The 18,564-nt window shown below is 64.6% G+C and carries 16 protein-coding genes; 1 reads left to right on the forward strand and 15 read right to left on the reverse strand.

Translation table 11 applies throughout. The features are described 5' to 3' along the window. Positions 1-49: 49 nt before the first annotated feature. From ACYQ0Z_RS01010 to ACYQ0Z_RS01065, 12 genes are all read right to left on the reverse strand, one after another. On the reverse strand, positions 50-811 hold the full coding sequence (locus ACYQ0Z_RS01010) for a glycerophosphodiester phosphodiesterase (RefSeq protein ID WP_459863536.1): 762 nt from the start codon (positions 809-811) through the stop codon (positions 50-52). A 162-nt stretch (positions 812-973) separates the two neighbouring features. Beyond that, on the reverse strand, positions 974-2,125 hold the full coding sequence (dnaJ, locus tag ACYQ0Z_RS01015) for a molecular chaperone DnaJ (protein WP_459863538.1): 1,152 nt from the start codon (positions 2,123-2,125) through the stop codon (positions 974-976). A 118-nt stretch (positions 2,126-2,243) separates the two neighbouring features. Beyond that, positions 2,244-4,073, reverse strand: coding sequence for a molecular chaperone DnaK (dnaK, locus tag ACYQ0Z_RS01020; RefSeq protein ID WP_459863540.1), 1,830 nt, complete (start codon positions 4,071-4,073; stop codon positions 2,244-2,246). Positions 4,074-4,138: 65 nt separating this feature from the next. Further along, entirely contained in the window at positions 4,139-4,867 is a 729-nt protein-coding gene (gene grpE / locus ACYQ0Z_RS01025; protein ID WP_459863542.1) for a nucleotide exchange factor GrpE, read from the reverse strand. A gap of 12 nt (positions 4,868-4,879) precedes the next feature. Next, entirely contained in the window at positions 4,880-6,424 is a 1,545-nt protein-coding gene (locus ACYQ0Z_RS01030) for a TCP-1/cpn60 chaperonin family protein (protein ID WP_459863709.1), read from the reverse strand. Between the two features lie 99 nt (positions 6,425-6,523). Continuing rightward, a complete protein-coding gene (gene hrcA / locus ACYQ0Z_RS01035; protein ID WP_459863544.1) occupies positions 6,524-7,558 on the reverse strand; it encodes a heat-inducible transcriptional repressor HrcA in 1,035 nt (344 codons plus the stop codon). A gap of 80 nt (positions 7,559-7,638) precedes the next feature. After that, positions 7,639-8,865: a radical SAM family heme chaperone HemW gene (gene hemW, locus ACYQ0Z_RS01040; RefSeq protein WP_459863546.1), complete on the reverse strand. Its 1,227-nt coding sequence runs from the start codon at positions 8,863-8,865 to the stop codon at positions 7,639-7,641. A 68-nt stretch (positions 8,866-8,933) separates the two neighbouring features. Further along, complete coding sequence (gene lepA / locus ACYQ0Z_RS01045) at positions 8,934-10,760, reverse strand: translation elongation factor 4 (RefSeq protein WP_459863548.1); 1,827 nt, start codon at positions 10,758-10,760, stop codon at positions 8,934-8,936. A gap of 128 nt (positions 10,761-10,888) precedes the next feature. Continuing rightward, the gene (locus ACYQ0Z_RS01050) at positions 10,889-11,248 is read right to left on the reverse strand and encodes a DUF3679 domain-containing protein (RefSeq protein WP_488193078.1); all 360 of its coding nucleotides are present in this window, start codon (positions 11,246-11,248) and stop codon (positions 10,889-10,891) included. Beyond that, entirely contained in the window at positions 11,248-12,468 is a 1,221-nt protein-coding gene (gene spoIIP, locus ACYQ0Z_RS01055) for a stage II sporulation protein P (protein WP_459863552.1), read from the reverse strand. The genes ACYQ0Z_RS01050 and spoIIP overlap by 1 nt, the downstream gene beginning before the upstream one ends. 143 nt (positions 12,469-12,611) lie before the next feature. Next, positions 12,612-13,721 carry a GPR endopeptidase gene (gene gpr / locus ACYQ0Z_RS01060; protein WP_459863554.1) on the reverse strand — a complete coding sequence of 370 codons (1,110 nt, stop codon included), beginning with the start codon at positions 13,719-13,721 and terminating at the stop codon, positions 12,612-12,614. Between the two features lie 115 nt (positions 13,722-13,836). Next, positions 13,837-15,288, reverse strand: a complete 1,452-nt coding sequence (locus tag ACYQ0Z_RS01065; protein WP_459863556.1) for an ISLre2 family transposase — start codon at positions 15,286-15,288, stop codon at positions 13,837-13,839. A 207-nt stretch (positions 15,289-15,495) separates the two neighbouring features. On the opposite strand from ACYQ0Z_RS01065, the gene rpsT reads away from it, so the two are divergent. After that, positions 15,496-15,792, forward strand: coding sequence for a 30S ribosomal protein S20 (rpsT, locus tag ACYQ0Z_RS01070; RefSeq protein ID WP_459863558.1), 297 nt, complete (start codon positions 15,496-15,498; stop codon positions 15,790-15,792). 104 nt (positions 15,793-15,896) lie between these two features. Here rpsT and ACYQ0Z_RS01075 read toward each other — a convergent pair whose 3' ends face one another. From ACYQ0Z_RS01075 to ACYQ0Z_RS01085, 3 genes are read right to left on the reverse strand one after another with little or no spacing between them, the layout of a single operon-like run. Continuing rightward, entirely contained in the window at positions 15,897-16,403 is a 507-nt protein-coding gene (locus tag ACYQ0Z_RS01075) for a 2-thiouracil desulfurase family protein (protein WP_459863560.1), read from the reverse strand. Continuing rightward, the gene (holA, locus tag ACYQ0Z_RS01080) at positions 16,400-17,461 is read right to left on the reverse strand and encodes a DNA polymerase III subunit delta (protein WP_459863562.1); all 1,062 of its coding nucleotides are present in this window, start codon (positions 17,459-17,461) and stop codon (positions 16,400-16,402) included. The genes ACYQ0Z_RS01075 and holA overlap by 4 nt, the downstream gene beginning before the upstream one ends. Before the next feature lie 40 nt (positions 17,462-17,501). Then, the gene (locus ACYQ0Z_RS01085) at positions 17,502-18,545 is read right to left on the reverse strand and encodes a hypothetical protein (RefSeq protein WP_459863716.1); all 1,044 of its coding nucleotides are present in this window, start codon (positions 18,543-18,545) and stop codon (positions 17,502-17,504) included. Between the last annotated feature and the right edge of the window lie 19 nt (positions 18,546-18,564).

Below are 18,564 nucleotides of genomic sequence, written 5' to 3' on the forward strand. Positions count from 1 at the left end.
TCTTCATCCAACCGTCGGCTTTCCGGCTTTCCCCACGACGGCTCACGTCTCACTCTTGTTGGGTTACGGCCTGAAAGGCGGAAGGGTCGTCGGTTTGGACGATGTCGACCCCCCACTCCACCAGCTCGCGCAACGTATCCGGCGTAGGGGCAAAGCTTTGCACGGCCACGTTCTGTCGGTGCAGCGTGTCGACATCTTCCCGCCGCAGGTGGTCGTAATCGACACAGAGCACATCGGCCTGCGCCTGCCGCACCACCGACACCGGGTCGATCAGCCGCGCCTGGCAGATGACACCCGTCATCATGCGGGGTTCCAGCTGCTTAACCCGGCGTGCAATGGCGTGGTCAAAGGACATCACCATCACTTGCTCTTCCATATGCCGCTCCTTGATCATGCGGACGACGCGGTCGCACAGGACCTCCTCGTCGTCCCCCCGGCTCTTCAGCTCGATCTGGAGATAGAGCCGGCTCGAGGACCACTCCAGGACCTCGGACAGCGTGGGCACCGGCTCGCCGCGATAGCCGTCGCCAAACCAGCTCCCGGCGTCGAGCCGACGCAGATCGGCAAGGGACTGATCGGCGACCCGACCGCGGCCATTGGTCGTCCGCTCCAGTGTCCAGTCATGGAACACAACCGGATGGCCGTCGCGGGTCAGCTGGACGTCGAGCTCGATCATGTCGACACCGGCTTCCAATGCCTTGCGGAACGCCGTCAGCGTATTCTCCGGTGCGGTCGCCCTCCCTCCCCGGTGTGCGGACTTGAGCCAACGCTTTTCCTTCAGCGTCTCGTGGAGCGGCTTCAGCGCTCCCATCTCCGTAGACCCCCCGTTGGCACCTCAGCGCGCGTCGGTCATCATCTGGTTGGATACCGTTTCATTCTTCATTATAACGTCTGGGATGAAAAGAGGATAACGATTCGCTTACGATTGGGTTAACGACGCGGGTGCCAACCAAAAACGGTTCGTGGCAGGGGCCTAGCTGCCCCGAAAGGCCCGCTTCATCTTTTCAAACAGGCTCTCGCCGCGGTGCGTCTCCTCCCCGCTGATGGCGGCAAACTCGCGCAACAGCTCCTTCTGGCGCTCGGTCAGGTGGGTCGGCGTGACGACGACCACGCGCACATGCTGGTCGCCGCGTCCACTGCCGCGCAGGCGGGGAATCCCCTTCCCGCGCAGGCGGAAGAGGGTCCCCGTTTGCGTTCCCGGGGGAATGCGCAGCTTGACGCGTCCGTCGAGGGTCGGCACCTCGATTTCGTCGCCAAGCGCGGCCTGGACAAAGGTGATCGGCACGTCACAGTAGAGGTCGTCTCCTTCGCGGCGGAAGAAGTCATCGGGCTTGACGCGAATCACCACGTACAAGTCACCCGGCGGGCCGCCGTTGTAACCGGCCTCGCCCGCCCCGGGGATGCGCAGGCGCGTCCCCGTGTCCACACCGGGGGGGACGGTGACGCGCACGGTTCTCCGCACGCGCACCCGCCCTCTCCCGCCGCAGGAGCGACACCGTTCGCGGATGAGTCGCCCGCGTCCGCCGCACACCGAGCACGTGCGCCGGCTCACCATGCGACCAAGGAAGGTTGCCTGCACGATCTCCTCCATCCCCGTCCCGCCGCAGGCGCGGCACACCTCCGGCTGCGTGCCAGGGCGAGCGCCGGTGCCACGGCAGGTGGAACAGGGCTCTTCCCGCGGCACCTCGAGGTCCACTTCGGTGCCAAAGGCCGCTTCGCGGAAGTCAAGGAGCAGGGGCATCTCCACATCGGCCCCCTGACGCGGCGCGTTGGGATTTTGCCGCCGCCCGCCGCCGAAGAACATGTCAAAGATGTCGCCGAAGCCACCGAGGTCCTCGAACCCGCCGAAGTCAAACCCTCCGGAACCCGAGGCGCCCGCTCCCGCACCGCCGCCGACATCCTCGTTCACGCCGGCGTGGCCATAGCGGTCATAGCGGGCCCGCTTCTCGGGGTCGCTGAGGACGTCGTAGGCTTCCTTCACTTCCTTAAACTTTTCGGCCGCGTCGGGCTCCTTGCACACGTCCGGGTGGTACTTGCGGGCCAGCTTGCGGTACGCTTTTTTGATTTCTTCCGGTGAGGCGTCGCGGGACACCCCGAGCACCTCGTAATAGTCCCGCTTGGACATCGGCATCACTCCTGCCTTCGCGGCGCCAGCCGCGTGGAGCGGCCGGGGCGAAAACGGTCAACGCCCTGGTGCCGGGACCATCCTGCCCCGGCCCCGTGGCGTTGACCGGCTCGCCGCGTCACTTCTTGTCGTCGTCCATGACCTTGTACTCGGCATCGACGACGTTCTCGTCCTTCTTGGCTTCGCCGCCCTGCGCGCCGCCAGATGCCGCCTGTGCCCCAGCCTGCTGGTACATCTTGGTCGACACCTGGGCGATGGCCTCCGCCAGGGCATCCTTAGCCTTGCGGATCTCCTCCAGATCGGTCCCGGCCAGGGCGTTTTTCAGCGCCGCTTTCTTCTCCTCGACCATGTCCTTGTCCGCCTGGGACACTTTGTCACCGAATTCCTTCATCGTCTTGTCCACGGTGTACAGGAGCTGGTCAGCCTCGTTACGCAGCTCAACGGCCTGCCGACGCTTCTTGTCCTCCTCGGCATACTGTTCGGCTTCCTTGACCATGCGCTGGATCTCTTCCTCCGACAGGCCGCCACCCGAGGTAATGGTAATCTTTTGCGACTTGCCCGTGGCCAGGTCCTTCGCCGACACGTTGACGATGCCGTTGGCGTCGATGTCAAAGGTGACCTCGATTTTCGGCACGCCACGCGGCGCCGGCGGAATGCCGCTCAACTCGAACTCGCCGAGAAACTTGTTGTCGGCGAACATCTCCCGCTCGCCCTGGGCCACGCGGATCGTCACCGACGTTTGGTTGTCGGCCGCCGTGGTAAAGATCTGCGACTTGCTGGTCGGGATCGTCGTGTTGCGCGGGATGAGTTTCGTGAACACGCCGCCAAGCGTCTCGATCCCCAGGGACAGCGGCGTCACGTCGAGGAGGACGACGTCCTTCACCTCGCCGGACAGCACGCCGGCCTGGATGGCCGCACCCATGGCCACCACTTCGTCGGGGTTGACGCCCTTGTGCGGCTCCTTGCCGATAAACTTCTTAATCGCTTCCTGCACCGCCGGAATGCGCGTCGAACCGCCGACGAGGATCACTTTGTCGATGTCATTCGGCGTCAGGCCCGCATCTTGGAGCGCCTGGCGCACCGGACCCATGGTCCGCTCGACGAGGTGGGCCGTCAGCTCCTCGAACTTGGCCCGCGTCAGCTCGCGTTCGAGGTGCTTCGGACCCGTAGCGTCAGCGGCGATGAAGGGCAGGGAAATGGTCGTCGTCAGCACGCTGGACAGGTCCTTTTTTGCCTTCTCGGCGGCGTCCTTCAGGCGCTGCATCGCCATGTTGTCATTGCGCAGGTCGATGCCCGTTTCCGCCTTGAACTCCTCGATCAGCCAGTCCATGATCGCCTGGTCGAAATCGTCGCCGCCGAGGCGGTTGTCGCCGGCGGTGGCCTTCACTTCAAAGATCCCGTCACCCAGTTCAAGGATGGAGACGTCGAAGGTCCCGCCGCCGAGGTCATAGACGAGGATCGTTTGGTCGTCTTCCTTGTCCAGCCCATACGCCAGCGCCGCCGCCGTCGGCTCGTTGATGATCCGCAGCACCTCCAGGCCGGCAATGCGCCCGGCGTCCTTCGTCGCCTGGCGCTGGGCGTCGTTGAAGTATGCCGGAACGGTGATGACCGCCTTCGTGACCGGCTCGCCAAAGTAGGCCTCGGCGTCGGCCTTGAGCTTCTGCAGGATCATCGCTGAGATCTCCTGCGGCGTATAGGACTTGCCATCAATGTTCACCTTGTAGTCGGTGCCCATGTGCCGCTTGATGGAGATGATCGTCCGGTCCGGGTTGGTGATCGCCTGGCGCTTGGCGGCCTCGCCGACAATGCGTTGCCCGTCCTTGAAGGCAACGACCGACGGCGTGGTGCGCCCCCCTTCGGCATTGGGAATGACAACCGGCTGGCCGCCTTCCAGGTACGCCATGCAGGAGTTGGTCGTCCCGAGGTCAATGCCGATGATCCGGCTCATCGTGCCCATCCCTCCCTGTGCGTCCTCACGTGTCGCGTCGTATCTCCCCTTGCGTCCGTCAGGGGTTACTTGCTCACTTTGACCATTGTCGGGCGCACGAGACGCCCTTTGAAGGTATACCCCTTCTGGAGTTCCTCAATCACGGTGCCCGGCGGATGGTCGCTCGACTCCGCCTGCATCACCGCTTCATGGATGTTGGGATCAAAGGGCTTGCCGAGGGCCTCAATGGGCTCCAGCCCCTCCTGGCGCAGCGCCTGGTCGAGCTGCCGGTGGATCATCTCGATGCCCTTGACAAGGGCGTCCACGTTGTCGGTGGTTTTGCCCGCCGCAAGGGCCCGTTCAAAATTGTCCAGAACGGGCAACAGGCGTTCAACCAGGCGGAGCGCCCCGAAGGTGAGGGCGTCTTGCTTTTCCTTCTCGAAGCGCCGGCGCGCGTTTTCCAGGTCGGCCCGGGCGCGCAGGAACCGCTCATGGGCCTCTTGCACCTGGGCCTTAAGGGCCGCCACTTCGCCTTCCAGCTCGGCGACGCGCGCCTTGAGGGCCGCCACGTCCGTTTCCGTCGCCCCGCCGCGGTTCGGATCGGTCTCGCCCCCTGCGGTCCCCTCTCCGGCCGCGCATGGCTCCGGCGCTGCAGCATCCGGCTGAGGGGTGCCTCCGGCCTGTGCGGCCTCACCACTGCCGGGCGCGGATCGCAGCCCCTCCTGGGGCGCGCCCGCGTTCGCAGCGGCCGTTTCCGCCGTGCCCTCAATCGACGTGGTTTCCCGCGCTTCCTGCCGCTCCTGCTTCTCGTTCACGCCTTCCACCTCCTACCCCTCTCCTTCCTCGTCCCGCCGCATGCGGATCACCGTATGGATGCGCAAAATCGCTTCGGCCACCTCGCCGGCGGTCTTCAGGGCGTGTCGCTTCACCGGGGCTGGGTCAAGCACACCGGCGGCCACCATGTCCACCACGTCTCCCGTGTCGCAATCCACGCCGAGGGCGTCGCTGCCGCTCTCCACCTGCGCCGCCGTCACCGCCTCCAGTTTTTCCAGCGGGTTGAACCCGGCGTTCTGCACGATGCGCGCCAGAGGGACGCGCAGCGCCGTGGCCACCACGTCGACGCCAAATCCTTCCATGCCGCGCATCGTCGCGCGCAGCCGCTCCAGCTCGCGGGCCACCGCCACCTCCACACTGCCGCCGCCGGGCAGGTACCCTCCACGTACCGCCGCCTGCACAGCCGACGCCGCATCGCGGGCGATGCGCTCCCGTTCGCCCGTCACCTCACGGGTCGAGGCGCCCACGAGGATGGTGGCCGTCTCCTCACCGCCACCGCCGGTCACGCGCACCCGGCCGAGGCGCGGATCCTCCTCCACGCACCGGGCTGTGCCCAAATAGCGCGCGAGATCCTCTTCCCGCTTTTTGAGTCCCGTGCGCTTGATGGGCACTGCCCCGGTGTGCGCCGCCAGCCGCCGCAGCTCGGCGCGGGCCACGCGGTGGACAGCAAGGATGCCGTGATCGGCAAAAAACTCCTCGGCCGCAGGGTCGAGACTGCGGTCGACGGCCACGAAGCGGACGCCGAGCCGCACCAGCTTCTCCAGATTGTGCACGAAGGCTTCCTTCAACTCCAGATACCGGCGGAAACCGGCTTCGGTGGCCAGGGCCTCCTCATCGAGGCTTTCCGGCGCCAGCGCGTCATCCACAATGAGCACCCGCGCGTCCGTCACCCGCTGGGGCATTTGCCGGCTCGCCCGTTGCTTGCCGATGAGCACGCCGGCCACCACCTCGTTCTCCGCCCGCTCGTGGGCCACCACGGTGTCCGCCAGCTTGAAATCGGGGTCGCGCAGCTTGGCTTCGCCGACCCGGCGCGCGCCCTCCACCACCAGCTCGGCAATGTCGGCCTGCTCGCGCCCGGCGATGTAGGCGATGCGCAAGAGGGCCGGATCGTCGAGGCCGCGGACGGGAACGGCCCGCTCGCCGAGAAGGCGCAGCGCTTCGGCGATGCCCCTGCGCATCCCGGCAATCACGCGCGCCACGGGAACACCGCGCTGCACCTGTCGCGTCCCCTCGGTCACCAGGGCTGCGGCGAGCACCGTGGCCGTCGTCGTGCCGTCACCCATCTCGGCCTGTTGGGACTGGGCAATGCGCACCACCATGCGCGCAACCGGGTTGCGGACTTCCATCTTCTCCAAGATGGTCACGCCGTCGTTCGTGACGACCACGTTACCGCCTTCGTCCACCAGCAGCGTGTCAAGCCCCTTGGGGCCAAGCGTTCCCTCAACCGCCGCGGCGACCGCCTGCACCGCGCGCGCGTTATGCAGCAAGGTAGCCAGCTGCTCGTTCTCGTCTCCTTTGGTTGCCGCTTTCTGTTCCATGCCCACCACGCGTCCCCTCTCGTAGAACATAGCGAAGGGGGGCGCTCCCCCCCTCCTTGCGCAAACTCCGATGGCTTCGTCCACGTCGGCAAAACGCGCCTACGCGCTGTACAGGCGGCTGAGCAGAGCAGACAGATCGTGGGCAAGGTATTCCAGGATGCCGATCACCCGTCCGTACTCCATGCGCGTCGGCCCGAGGATGCCCACCGTGCCGACCAGCTTGCCGTCCACGGAGTACGAGGCGGTGATGATGCTGCACCCCTGCACCGCTTCGTTGGCGTTTTCCCGCCCGATGCGCACGCGGACACCGTCCTCCCGCGTGGCGAAAAGTTCCACCACCAGGTCGCTCCGTTCCAGCACGCCCAACAGCGCGCGCACTTTTTCAACATCACGGAACTCGGGCTGTGCCAAAATGTTCGTTGTGCCGCCGACAAAGACGCGCTCCGCATCCTCGTCGGCCACCGTCAGCGCGCGGTCCAAGAGCTGCAGCACGCGCGCACATCGGTCGCTTTCCCGGCGCAGCTCCTCGGCCAGCTCGGCATCAATGCGCTGTTTCAGCATGTACAGCGGCAAGCCGGCCAGCCGATGGTTAATCCAGTTCACCATGCGCTCCACGTCGGACAGCGACAAATCGGGCGGCACGTCGACCACACGATGTTCCACGCGCCCGGTGTTCGTCACGATGACGGCCACGGCCCGCTCGGCGCTGAGCGGGACAATGGCCAACTGCTTGAGGTGCGTTTCGTAGATTTCGGGCCCCAACACCACCGCCGTGTAGTTGGTAAGCGACGCGAGAATCGTCGCCGTCTGGCGGATCACTTCCTCAAATTCATGTAGGCGTTGGGTAAACAACCGCCGGATACGGCGGATTTCTTCCGGTTTCAGCCGCACGGGTTCCATCAGGTGGTCAACGTAGAACCGGTAGCCCTTCTCCGACGGAATCCGCCCGGCCGATGTGTGGGGCTGCTCCAGGTATCCCATTTCCTCCAGGTCTGCCATCTCGTTCCGCACCGTGGCCGGGCTGAACCCGATGTCCTCGCGCTTGGAGATGGTGCGCGATCCGACCGGCTCGCCCGAGCGAATGTAGTTGTCGACGATGGCGCGCAAGATGCGCTTCTGCCGCTCGGTCAACATCGTGTTCACCACCTTGTTAGCACTCGAGGACTTCGAGTGCTAAACCCTTACTTTTACACTAGCAAGCCCCCTCATGTTTGTCAATCATTCGCATTGCCTCCATTCCCGCCGTCGAGGAGGAAGCGGGCAAACACCTCGTTGCCCAAAAGCAGGCCATCCCGCGTCAGGCGCACGCCCCGCGCATCGCGCTCGAGCAGGCCCTTTTCAACCAGCTCCGCGATCACCGGGCCGAACACGGCGTCCATGGTCACGCCGTGGCGCCGGAGAAAACGCGCATGGCTCACCCCCTCGGTTAGGCGCAGGCCGAGGAACATCGTCTCCTCCATCGCCTCCCGCGGCGTGACCACATGGGCCTCGGCTCGCGGTAGCCCACGTTCGGCAACCGCCTTCAGGTACCGGTGCAGCGTCCCGACGTTGGCATAGCGCACGCCGCCCGCATACCCGTGGGCCCCCACACCCACGCCATAGTACGGTTCGTTTCGCCAGTATACCTGGTTGTGAACCGACGCATACCCCGGGCGGGCAAAGTTGCTGATCTCGTACTGCCGGAGGCCGCGCTTGTCCGTCTCCTCCAGCACGGTCAGGTACATCGCCACCTCTTCCTCCTCCGGGGGAAGACAGAGCTGCCCGCGCACCCACTTCCGGTAAAAGAGGGTCTGCTCCTCCACCTTGAGGCTATAGGCCGACAGGTGGGGCAGCTCGAGGGCAAAGGCCGCCTCCAGCGACGCGCGCACATCGGCCAGGGTCTGGCCGGGCAGGCCAATCATGAGGTCGATCGACAGGTTGTCCCACCCCGCCCTGCGCGCCAGCCGTACCGCCCGCACCGCGTCGGCCGCCGTATGCGTGCGCCCGATGGATGCGAGGAGATGATCTTGGAAGGCCTGAACGCCGAAACTGAGACGCGTCACGCCGCCGGCGGCCAACACGCGCAGCTTCTCCTCGTCCACCGTTTCCGGATTGGCCTCCACGGTCATTTCTACGCACGCCGTCAGGTCGGCGTGACGGTGCAGGAGGGTGAGCAGCCGCTCCAGTTGGCGGGCCGAAAGGAGCGTGGGCGTGCCGCCGCCCACGTACACGGTGGCCAAGCGCGGCCGGCGATGGCCCAGGGTGAGGGCCAGTTCCCGCTCGAGGGCATCCAAGTACCGTTCGATGAGCTCGTCCCCCTGGGCAACGAACACGGCAAAATCGCAGTAGTGGCATTTGCGCCGGCAAAAGGGGACATGGACATACAGGGCAGTCGGCTCCCCTTGCCCCGGCGACGGAACCGCTTCCCATGTCTCGCCCGGCCGATCGTCCGCTTTCGCCATCCGTACCCTCTCCTTTGGCAAACGGCCCACCCGCTACGGGTGAGCCGCTCGTGCTCGCATGGGATCGCTCATTTCTTTCCGTTGCCGTCATCGACGCGCAGCACGGCCATGAACGCCTCCTGGGGCACTTCCACCGTGCCGATGGCTTTCATGCGCTTTTTCCCTTCCTTTTGTTTCTCGAGCAGCTTGCGCTTGCGCGTCACGTCGCCGCCGTAGCACTTGGCCAGCACGTTCTTGCGCAGGGCGCGGATCGTCTCGCGGGCGATCACCTTGCTGCCGATGGCCGCCTGGATCGGCACCTCGAACATCTGCCGCGGGATGAGCTCCTTCAGCTTCTCGACGATCTGCCGTCCGCGGTAGTACGCCTTGTCACGGTGGACGATGACCGACAGGGCGTCCACCGGGTCGCCGTTGATCAGGATGTCCATCTTCACCAGGTTGGACGGCTTGTAGCCCACGAGCTCATAGTCGAGGGAGGCGTAGCCGCGCGAGCTCGACTTCAGCTGGTCAAAGAAGTCGTAGACGATCTCCGCCAGCGGCAGCTCGTAGACGAGCTGGACGCGCGAGGTGTCGAGGTATTGCATATCGACGAACGTCCCGCGTTTGTTCTGGCACAGTTCCATGATCGGGCCGACGTAGTCGTTCGGCACGAGGATCGTCGCCTTGACATACGGCTCCTCAATGCGCTCGATGTGCTGCGGCGCCGGCATCTTGCTCGGGTTGTCGATCTCCAGCACCGTGCCGTCGGTCTTGTACACCCTGTAGACGACACTCGGCGCGGTGGTGATGATGTTCACGCCGAACTCCCGCTCGATGCGCTCCTGGATGATCTCCATGTGCAACAGCCCCAAAAACCCGCACCGGAAACCGAAGCCGAGGGCCTGCGACGTCTCCGGTTCAAAGTGCAGCGCGGCGTCGTTGAGCTGCAGCTTCTCCAGCGCTTCGCGCAGGTCGTTGTAGTCGTCGGAATCGACCGGGTACATGCCGCAGAACACCATGGGGTTGACCTTGCGATACCCCGGCAGCGGCTCGGCGGCGGGATTGTCGGCCGAGGTGACGGTGTCGCCGACGCGCGTGTCGCGCACACTCTTGATGCCGGCGGCAAAGTACCCCACGTCGCCCACGGTCAGCTCGTCAACTGGCGTGGCAAAGGGGGCGTAGGTCCCCACTTCGGTCACCTCAAACACCTTGCCCGTTGACATCATCTTGATCTTCATCCCCGGCCGAATCACGCCGTCCACGACGCGAATGTAGGCAATCACGCCGCGATAGGGATCATAAAAGGAATCGAAGATGAGGGCCTTGAGCGGCGCGTCGGGATCGCCCTTGGGCGCGGGAATCTTGTGCACGATTTGCTCGAGGATCTCCTCGATGCCGATGCCCTCCTTGGCCGAGGCCAGCACGGCGTCGCTGGCGTCAAGGCCGATGATCTCTTCGATCTCCCGCCGCACACGCTCGGGGTCGGCGGCGGGCAGGTCGATCTTGTTGATGACCGGCAGAATCTCCAGGTTGTTTTCAAGGGCCAGGTACACGTTGGCCAGCGTCTGCGCCTCGATCCCCTGGGACGCGTCGACAACAAGAAGCGCGCCTTCACAGGCGGCCAGGCTCCGCGACACTTCATACGTGAAGTCCACGTGCCCCGGCGTGTCAATCAGATGGAGGATATACTCGTTGCCGTCTTTCGCCTTGTACGTCAGGCGCACGGCGTTGAGCTTGATTGTGATGCCGCGCTCCCGTTCCAGCTCCATCTGGTCGAGGAACTGGTCCTCCATCTCCCGCTCGTCGAGGGTGCCGGTGTACTCGAGCAGCCGGTCGGCCAGCGTCGATTTCCCGTGGTCAATATGTGCGATGATGGAGAAATTGCGAATCCGTTCCTGCCGCTTGCGACGGTCCATCCCGTTTCCCTCCGCGTCTTGCGTGCACTTTTTTCATTATAGCACCGCGCCGAACCCGCCACAACGGGACGGACACCCGACGCAAAGGCCCCCACGCATGCCGTGAGGGCCTGTCCGGAACGGATCCGTCACGATCCCAGCTTGCCGGTCATCCACTCGACCGCCGAACGCGTCAAGCCGCGCACCCACTCCCCCAGCGCATTGCCCATCCGGCTCAGGAAGGGGGAGTCGGCGCGCACCGTTTCCGGCGCCTGCGGCTGGGCCTGCCGCAGCCGCCCTTTGTCGAGGGTGACGCGTTCGCCCATTACCGTGAGCTCCACAATATCGCCATCAACGCGGGTGATGGCCAACCCGTTGGGTCCCTTGTCGGCGCCGCCTTCCACGCGCTGGATGCCCTTGTCTACCGCGTTGACCCCGAGCAAGATGCCCACCACCAACACCACAGACACGGAAACAAACGCCCCGACAAAGCGGGCTACCCCGCCCATCACCGGTGCACCTCTCCCTTCTCCGCCGGCGCCTGGACCTTCACTGCGTCCCAATACACATCGGCAATGACGTCGGCAAAGAGTTCCGCCGTCCGGTAGCATTCCTCCAGGGTATTTTCCACACCGCCGACCTCCACCGTTAAAGCACGCGGCAACACATGCTGGTTGTACTCCCCGTTGCGCCACGGCGTCTTCTCAAAGGGTTTGATGCCGCGGGAAAGGCCCGGATACCGCTCGTTGATTGCCTTGTGCAACTGCTCGGCAAAGGCATGGTTTTTCTCCCAATGAGGGTTGCCTTTCCCGATAATAAAGTACAGTTTGGCGTAGGTTTTCCCGTTCATTGTCAGGGTCGTTTTCTCCCGCTTCACCGCGTCGCGGTGAATGTCAAAGATAAAGGTGATGTCCCGATTGGCGGCCATCACTTCTTTCACCTTTTTAATGGATGCAGCGTAGGACAACGCATAGGGTTTCCCTTCTTTCATGAGCTGGCCGGTAAAGTCCGTCGTGTCGACCACCGTGCCAATGCCGCGCGCCTCCAAGGCTTTGGCCAAATGGCGGCCGATCAGGGTAACGTTGACCTTGACGTCCATCGCGCTGTTCGGATGGTCTTTCCCGGGCAATTCCGGCAAAAACGATTCGCGCGGATGGGTGTGATAGATGAACACCACGCGGCGGCCGCCGGTGGTGAGCGCCGGTTTGGCGTCGGGCGACGCCTTCTCGTCGGACGGCGAAGGCTTCGGCTGTTCAGGCGGAGGAGGCGGTGGAGCCGGTTCGGGGGCCCCGCTTGCGTCCTGGAGCGGCATTCCCGCCAACGCGCCGGCCGGCGGCTGGGCGTCGCCCGCTGCCAACAGCACCGCTTCCTCTCCGGCAAACTGGGCATACCCCGGCAGTTCCCGCGACAGGAAGGTGCGCGGGCGGGACGGGTCAACGCCAACGAGCAGGTGGAAGAGGCTCCCGCTCCACCCCTTTCCGCCGCCGGTGGTGTGGGCATAGGCCGACCAATAGGACATCTCCGGCGCGACCCAGCGGATCAGCTGGGCCCCCGACAGGACCGATGACGTCCCCCCGATCGGCGCAACCGCGCGATCCGCCTGCAAAACTCCCAAGGTCCCGGCCAACACAAAGAGCACCGCCGCGCCGATCGCCAGCCCGATCATCTGTCGTTGCACGCGTGGGCTGCCGCCCACGACGGAGATCACACGAAAGCGAAGGTTACGCACAGCCTGTCCCTCCCCGGTTCCCGGATGGTCTTGTCCCCCTCCCCTTGTCCCATTCCTATGCGGCGGGGCGGAGAAACAGAACAGACCACCGGGAAAAGGCGGAAGAAGACCGAGCGGCGGGAGGAGTCGCGGCCGGACGCCGATCAGTACGTGTACGCCGCCGCGTTGGCGCCGTCCACCGCCTCGTGCAGGGCCATGTTCAGCCCCGTGGCCAACACGTTGGCCATCCCGCCGATGAAGGCATCCACCTCCTTGGGCGTGACGATCAGGTTTTGCCCGAGCGGCTGCAACACCTCCGCTATCAGGGCGCGCTTTTCCTCAGGCTTCAGCGCCCCGACGGCGCCAAACAGGGAGGCTTCGAGCTCCGGGTCTCGTTCCCCGCGCGCCTCCTCGATGCGGCGAGGGTCGGGCGCATAACGCCGGGCACCGGGCACCAGGCGCCGCGCCGGGCGGTTTTCCCGGGCCTCGGTCAGCTGCGCGCGAAGGTGAGCCAAGACGTAGTCGATGGCGTCATAGGCAATCGTCGCCGCGTCGACGACGGTGGGGACCCCGATGGCCAGAACCGGAACGCCCAGGGCCGTACGGTCCAGGGGCTTGCGCTTGTTGCCCACACCCGATCCCGGCTGAATGCCCGTATCGGCAATCTGGATGGTGGTGTTGACGCGCTCCAGCGCGCGCGCGGCGAGCGCGTCAACGACGATGACGGCGTCCGGCCTGACGTAGCGGCAGATGGCAAGCACGATGTCCGACGTTTCAATGCCCGTCGTGCCAAGCACGCCGGGGGCCAAGGCGCTGACGGGACGGTACCCGTGCGCCACCTGCTCCGGGGCCAGCTCAAAGAGATGACGCGTGACGAGCAGATTTTCCACCACCAGGGGACCAAGCGCGTCTGGCGTCACTTGGGCGTTGCCCAGTCCGATCACCAGCACGCTGCTTTGCGGTCCAAGCCCGAGGCGGTCGAAAAATCCCTCCAGTTCTTGCGCCAGGCGCCCGGCCACACGATGGCGCAGCGGCGTATCCTGCCGGCGCAACCCCGGCACCTCGAGTGTCACATACGTGCCCGGTTGTTTGCCGATCGCCCGCGCGCCGGTCTCGTCCGTCACCGACACCCGGGTCACCGTGATGCCATCGTCCCGTTCCGTATCGATGGTCACGCCGGGCACCGGTTTCCCCAGTGCGGCACGGGCGTAATCATGGGCCTCCAGGGCCAAATCGGTGCGCACGGCAAGGGGCAGCGTAATGTCGTGTTCCATGACCGCGCTCCTTTCATTCCGCTTTCTCTTTCTAGGGTGGTTGGCGGAACTTGCCGTTATTCTGTGCGTGTCAACTTTCAGTAGGTGCCCCGACACAAAAATTTGAGTGATCGGTTTACACCCTTCTTGGAATCGCCCGCACAAGCTCACGAAGCACATACTTTACCCAAGGCGCACCGGATCCAGGCCCGTTAAGGGCCGGAATCCTTGCGCGCAGCCATCCCTCTATGTCTGCTCTCCAACTCTTTTCCCTTTCCTCCGCCGCTCCTTTGCCAAACACATGGCTCATTCTTTCCGGTTGGGCTGTCCACTTGGTTTTCACCACTTCAGCCAGTTCCCCATTTGCCCGCGACGCCAAAAGCCGCGCCAACCGGCCGGCCCCCTCGACGCTCCAACGCGCTCCATGACGCTTCATCCGCCGTGCAATGTGATGAAACACTTGTCCCTCAATCGCCCCTAATCGCACGGGCTCTCCCAACTCCCGAATGCCTTCCCAGTTGGTCCGCAGATAGCGCCGCAACTGAACCACACGCTGCCGCTGTGCCCCGCGGCTGCGATGTTCGGCTGCTTTCAGAGCCTGCTCAACCCCTTCCCAATCGGACGTTGCCAGCGCAGCACAAACCTCCCGATACGCCTTCTCGTCATGTCGAAGACTCTCCACCAGGTTCCGACGAAGGTGAAACGGATCGAGCCGGTATTGCGCTCCCGGAAAATACGCACACCCTTCTTTTACAAACGCCGCTCCATCACCCCCCACATACCATCGCTCCACTGCGCCGAAATCCCAATGTTCACCAAACTTCGCCACGCACTCTTCCCAAAAGGTCGTCCCTTCTGCTACACCGGCATGCACACAACGTTCTTGCAAACGACGCCGCTGGGCCGAAACGTCCCCTTTTCCCTCGTAGGCCACCGCCACCTTAACGGGAATCGTTGCCCGCTTCCCTTCCGAACGCCGGGCTGGTACCCAAACCTCATCCGCTTCCACATACACTGCCGAGCTCTTTCGTTGCCCTTTGGGGCTTACGCCCCGTTCAAACACATCCCGCCGCCGCTGTTCGATCTGTTGCCCCAATTCCCTACCGGCCTTTTGTACCTCCTGCCAGATGCTCATGGCCCGGATGTCCACATTCCCAAGCGTCACGTGCTTGAGCACTTCCGCTGCCCGGTGATACGGCATCTCCACCGCCAGGGCTACGGCCAACTGTCTTGCCCACGGCGAAAGCCGCTGGCGTGGTGCCAAGCCCAGCGCCTCATCCAGAAGGTACCGGCCCTGACCGCTTTCCCGGTCCACGTAGTACCGCCGCTCAATACGCACCTCACCAAAGGGCGTCAGTACCGTGCGCTCCTTGCGATGCACGATCTTTAAATGCTTCCGATCCCGGTTTTTCATAAACTGTTGATCCAACTCCGCACAGGACGCCTGCAAAAGCCGGAGGGTTGCCTGCTGCACCAGCCGGTAGATGCCCTTCTCCAATGCCTCAAAATCCGGGCTTTGCTTCAGGAGGTCAGCCATTTCCTGCACAAGAAGGAGGATTTCTTGCACGGTTTCGCGAATCCATTCCATGAGACCTCACCGCCTCCTCGACTTCGTGTCGGGGCAAGTTGCCTGGCCAGACAACTTGCGGTGAGGTCTCTTTTCGTTTTTTCCTCACCGTGTTCCTACTGAAACTTTACACGCTCCGTTATTCTGCTGTTGTTGCATTGCCCAGGGGATCGTGGTAGAATATGACGTGTTGTCTCGGACCCCAATCCCCCTCAGGAGGTGAATGGAATGCCCAACATTAAGTCGGCGATCAAGCGGGCACGCCAAAATGAAAAGCGCCGCATGCACCGGGCTTCGCAAAAATCGGCGCTGAAGACGGCGATCAAGAAGTACCTCAAAGCGTTGGAAGCCGGCGACCTGCAAGCGGCGGAGCCGCTCCTGCGTGAAGCGTGCCGCAAGCTGGACAAAGCGGTGACCAAAGGCCTCATTCACAAAAACGCGGCCGCGCGGAAGAAGTCCCGGCTGATGCAAAAGTTCAACAAGGCGGTGCAGCAAAGCGGTCAAACCGAGCAAGCGACGGCGTAAGGTACGGCAACCCGCAACGCCTGGAGACCCGCAAAAAAAGAACGACCCCGCTTGAGGGTCGTTTTGTTTTTTTCGGCTCTCCCTTGTCCCCGGCTTCCCCCTCTTTATTTCGTTCCCTCGCCGTCTTCGCCCAGCAGCTCCGCCACCCGCCCGGCCTCCAATGCCGCCAGGAATTCCTCCTCCGACACGACGCGAATGCCGTGGCGTCGGAAAAGGGCTGCCGTCACGCCGTGCCCCGGCTTTTTTTGTTTGCGAAACGTTCCGTCATAGATGCGGCGACTGCCGCACGAGGGGCTGGATTCCTTCAACACCGCCACGCGCGCCCCGGCGGCCTGGGCGATGCGCAACGCCTGATAGGCTCCCTGGACAAAGGCCTCCGTCACATCACGGCCCTGGTTGTCGATCACCCGTGCGCGCCCGTCCAGCACGTCGTCACCGTCGCCGCCGACGATCTCCGCCGGGTTGCGCGGCGTCGGCAGGCCGCCAAGCTGCTCCGGGCACACCGGCAGCGCCTTCCCCACACGGAGCAGATCCTCGATGGCCGCGATCCCGTTGTGGCCGCAGTCGTACCGACAGTGCACGCCCGCCAAACACGCGCTGATCACGATCATGAACCGTTCCCTCCTTTGCGCGCCCTGTGCTGCAGCCAGTGGGCCAGCCGGGCAACAAACGCTTCGACGGCCAGCTCCTTGTCCATCCATCCCGCTTTCATGCAGTAGTCCGCCTCGGCCAGTGCATCCAATATCGCCAGCAAGTGCTCCTCGGTAAAGCGTCGCCCCTGCTCCATCGCCTTCTTTACGCCGTAGGGATGCACGCGAAGCCGCTGCGCGATCTGTTGCGTCCCATACCCCTTGGCGGACATGGTCTTGACCTGCAGGATCAGCCGAAACTGGCGGGCCAGGAGGGCAACGAGCCGAACGGGCTCTTCCTGCTGCAGCCACAAATCCCGCAGCATGCGGTACGCCGCTGCCGTATCCACGCGGCAAACGCTGTCGATCAGGGCGAAAACATCCTGCTCCAGGGTGCGCGGGGCCAATTCCCGCACCACGTCGGCGGTGATGGTGCCGCCGGGGCCGACGTACTGCGCCATCTTTTCCACCTCGGTCGCCAAAAACGGGAGCTCGTCGCCCACGCGCATCACCAGCTCTTCCGCCGCGTCGGCGGCGAGATGGACGCCGAGATCCCGGGCGTGCGCGGCCAGCCAGTCGGAAAGTGCCGCACCCTTGAGCGGCGAGAAGGCCACCACCGCTGCCGCCTCCCGCAAGGCCTTGACCACGCGCTTGCGCTCGTCCAGCTTCGCCGTCGGTACCGTGAGCACCAGCGTGGAAAAGGTCGGCGGGGCCACCAGGGCGTTGAGCAGGGCGTCGGGATCGTGCTCCACCTTCTTCGGCAGGCGTTCCGCCGTCAGGAACAGGGCCTGCGTCCCCACAACCAGGCGCCGCTCGCCAACAAAGGGCAAGGTTAGCCAATCCTCCACGACCACCTGGACGGGAACGTCCGTCAGGTCATAGACGGCGACGTTGAGGTCGCGATCCTCCGGCGGCACCAGCCGCTCAACAAACCTGCGCACCATTTCGTCGATCAAGTAGGGTTCTTCCCCGTAAAACACGTAGAGGGACCGAACGCGTCCCGCATCAAGCTCCCGCATCACGTCTTGCGGGGTGACCATTCTCCATCCCCCCATGGGGCCCCGACCGTCGGGCCTTCGGTTACGGGCGTGGCGACTGGGTAAGCCGTGCCTCCGCCATCGCCGCCATGTCTACCCGCCACCGCTCCGCCGTTTCGCGTCCATTTTGCGCCGTCACCACATCGTAGACGAGCGCATTCCCTTCCCATTGTAGCGTGACGCGGGCGATCGGGGAAAGAGCATGGCCGCGAAACCGCACTGCGCCCTTCGCGTCGTACACGATGACGCGCCTTGCTTTGCCCTCTCCCACCACCGCCGCCTGCCACTGGCCGTCCGGCGACGGCAGCGGTGCCTTCGACACGTCCTTCGCCTTTCCTCCCTGCGGGATGCCTGCGTTCGCGACCGGGCGCTCCGATCCGGCCGGACCCCCAAGGGCAACAGCACGTTCCGCCCCCGACTCCTCCTGCTGCGGCGGCACCAAAGCAGTAGCATGGTCCGATGGGGGCGGCGCGGGAGGTTCGCCGTTGGGCTCATGGTCGACCGGCGCTTCCGAAGTGGGCGCCTCGGGCACGGACGGCACATCCGGCGTGGAAGTGGGCGTACGGGATGCCTCATGGGTGGACTTGGCCTCCGGCGCAGAAGACGGTGCGGTCCCGCGCCCGCCGAACGGGGAAGCCGCCTGAAGCGCGCTTCCGCCACCTTCCGTTCTACCGGCGCGGGGCGACGGTTCCGCGCGGCCCGATGGCGGATCACCCGACTGTTCCCTCAGCCCTTCCGGTGAAGGACGGAGCGCCGATGCCAACGGCGATGCGGCACCCGATCGGGGTACCTCCCCCGCCTGGTCGGCACGCTCCGTTTCCAAGACAACGCCGTCCTGTGGAGCGGAGAGTTGTCCCTCGTGAATCTCGGCCACCACGGCCATCACGCCAAGCAGCGCCACCGCCACGCTGCCGCCGGTCCAAAGGATCAGGCGCCGCCATGCCATCCTCCGACGCCGCACCTTCCGCGCCGTCGGCAACGGCATCTGCTCAAGACGGGGGAGCAGCGCGTCGACAACCGAATACGGTGGCTGCACCTTTGGCAAGCTTTCCAGTTGCGATGAAAGCCGCCGCAAGCGCTCGTACAACGCAAGCGCTCGTACAACA

The sequence above is a fragment of the Calditerricola yamamurae genome (assembly GCF_054654135.1).

Coding starts and splice junctions, on each gene's coding strand:
- hemW (WP_459863546.1), bottom strand. CDS start 8,865: ATGGCGAAAGCGGACGATCGGCCGGGCGAGACATGGGAAGCGGTTCCG.
- ACYQ0Z_RS01050 (WP_488193078.1), bottom strand. CDS start 11,248: ATGGGCGGGGTAGCCCGCTTTGTCGGGGCGTTTGTTTCCGTGTCTGTG.
- hrcA (WP_459863544.1), bottom strand. CDS start 7,558: ATGTTGACCGAGCGGCAGAAGCGCATCTTGCGCGCCATCGTCGACAAC.
- ACYQ0Z_RS01075 (WP_459863560.1), bottom strand. CDS start 16,403: ATGATCGTGATCAGCGCGTGTTTGGCGGGCGTGCACTGTCGGTACGAC.
- gpr (WP_459863554.1), bottom strand. CDS start 13,721: ATGGAACACGACATTACGCTGCCCCTTGCCGTGCGCACCGATTTGGCC.
- lepA (WP_459863548.1), bottom strand. CDS start 10,760: ATGGACCGTCGCAAGCGGCAGGAACGGATTCGCAATTTCTCCATCATC.
- ACYQ0Z_RS01010 (WP_459863536.1), bottom strand. CDS start 811: ATGGGAGCGCTGAAGCCGCTCCACGAGACGCTGAAGGAAAAGCGTTGG.
- ACYQ0Z_RS01030 (WP_459863709.1), bottom strand. CDS start 6,424: ATGGAACAGAAAGCGGCAACCAAAGGAGACGAGAACGAGCAGCTGGCT.
- holA (WP_459863562.1), bottom strand. CDS start 17,461: ATGGTCACCCCGCAAGACGTGATGCGGGAGCTTGATGCGGGACGCGTT.
- dnaJ (WP_459863538.1), bottom strand. CDS start 2,125: ATGTCCAAGCGGGACTATTACGAGGTGCTCGGGGTGTCCCGCGACGCC.
- ACYQ0Z_RS01065 (WP_459863556.1), bottom strand. CDS start 15,288: ATGGAATGGATTCGCGAAACCGTGCAAGAAATCCTCCTTCTTGTGCAG.
- rpsT (WP_459863558.1), top strand. CDS start 15,496: ATGCCCAACATTAAGTCGGCGATCAAGCGGGCACGCCAAAATGAAAAG.
- dnaK (WP_459863540.1), bottom strand. CDS start 4,073: ATGAGCCGGATCATCGGCATTGACCTCGGGACGACCAACTCCTGCATG.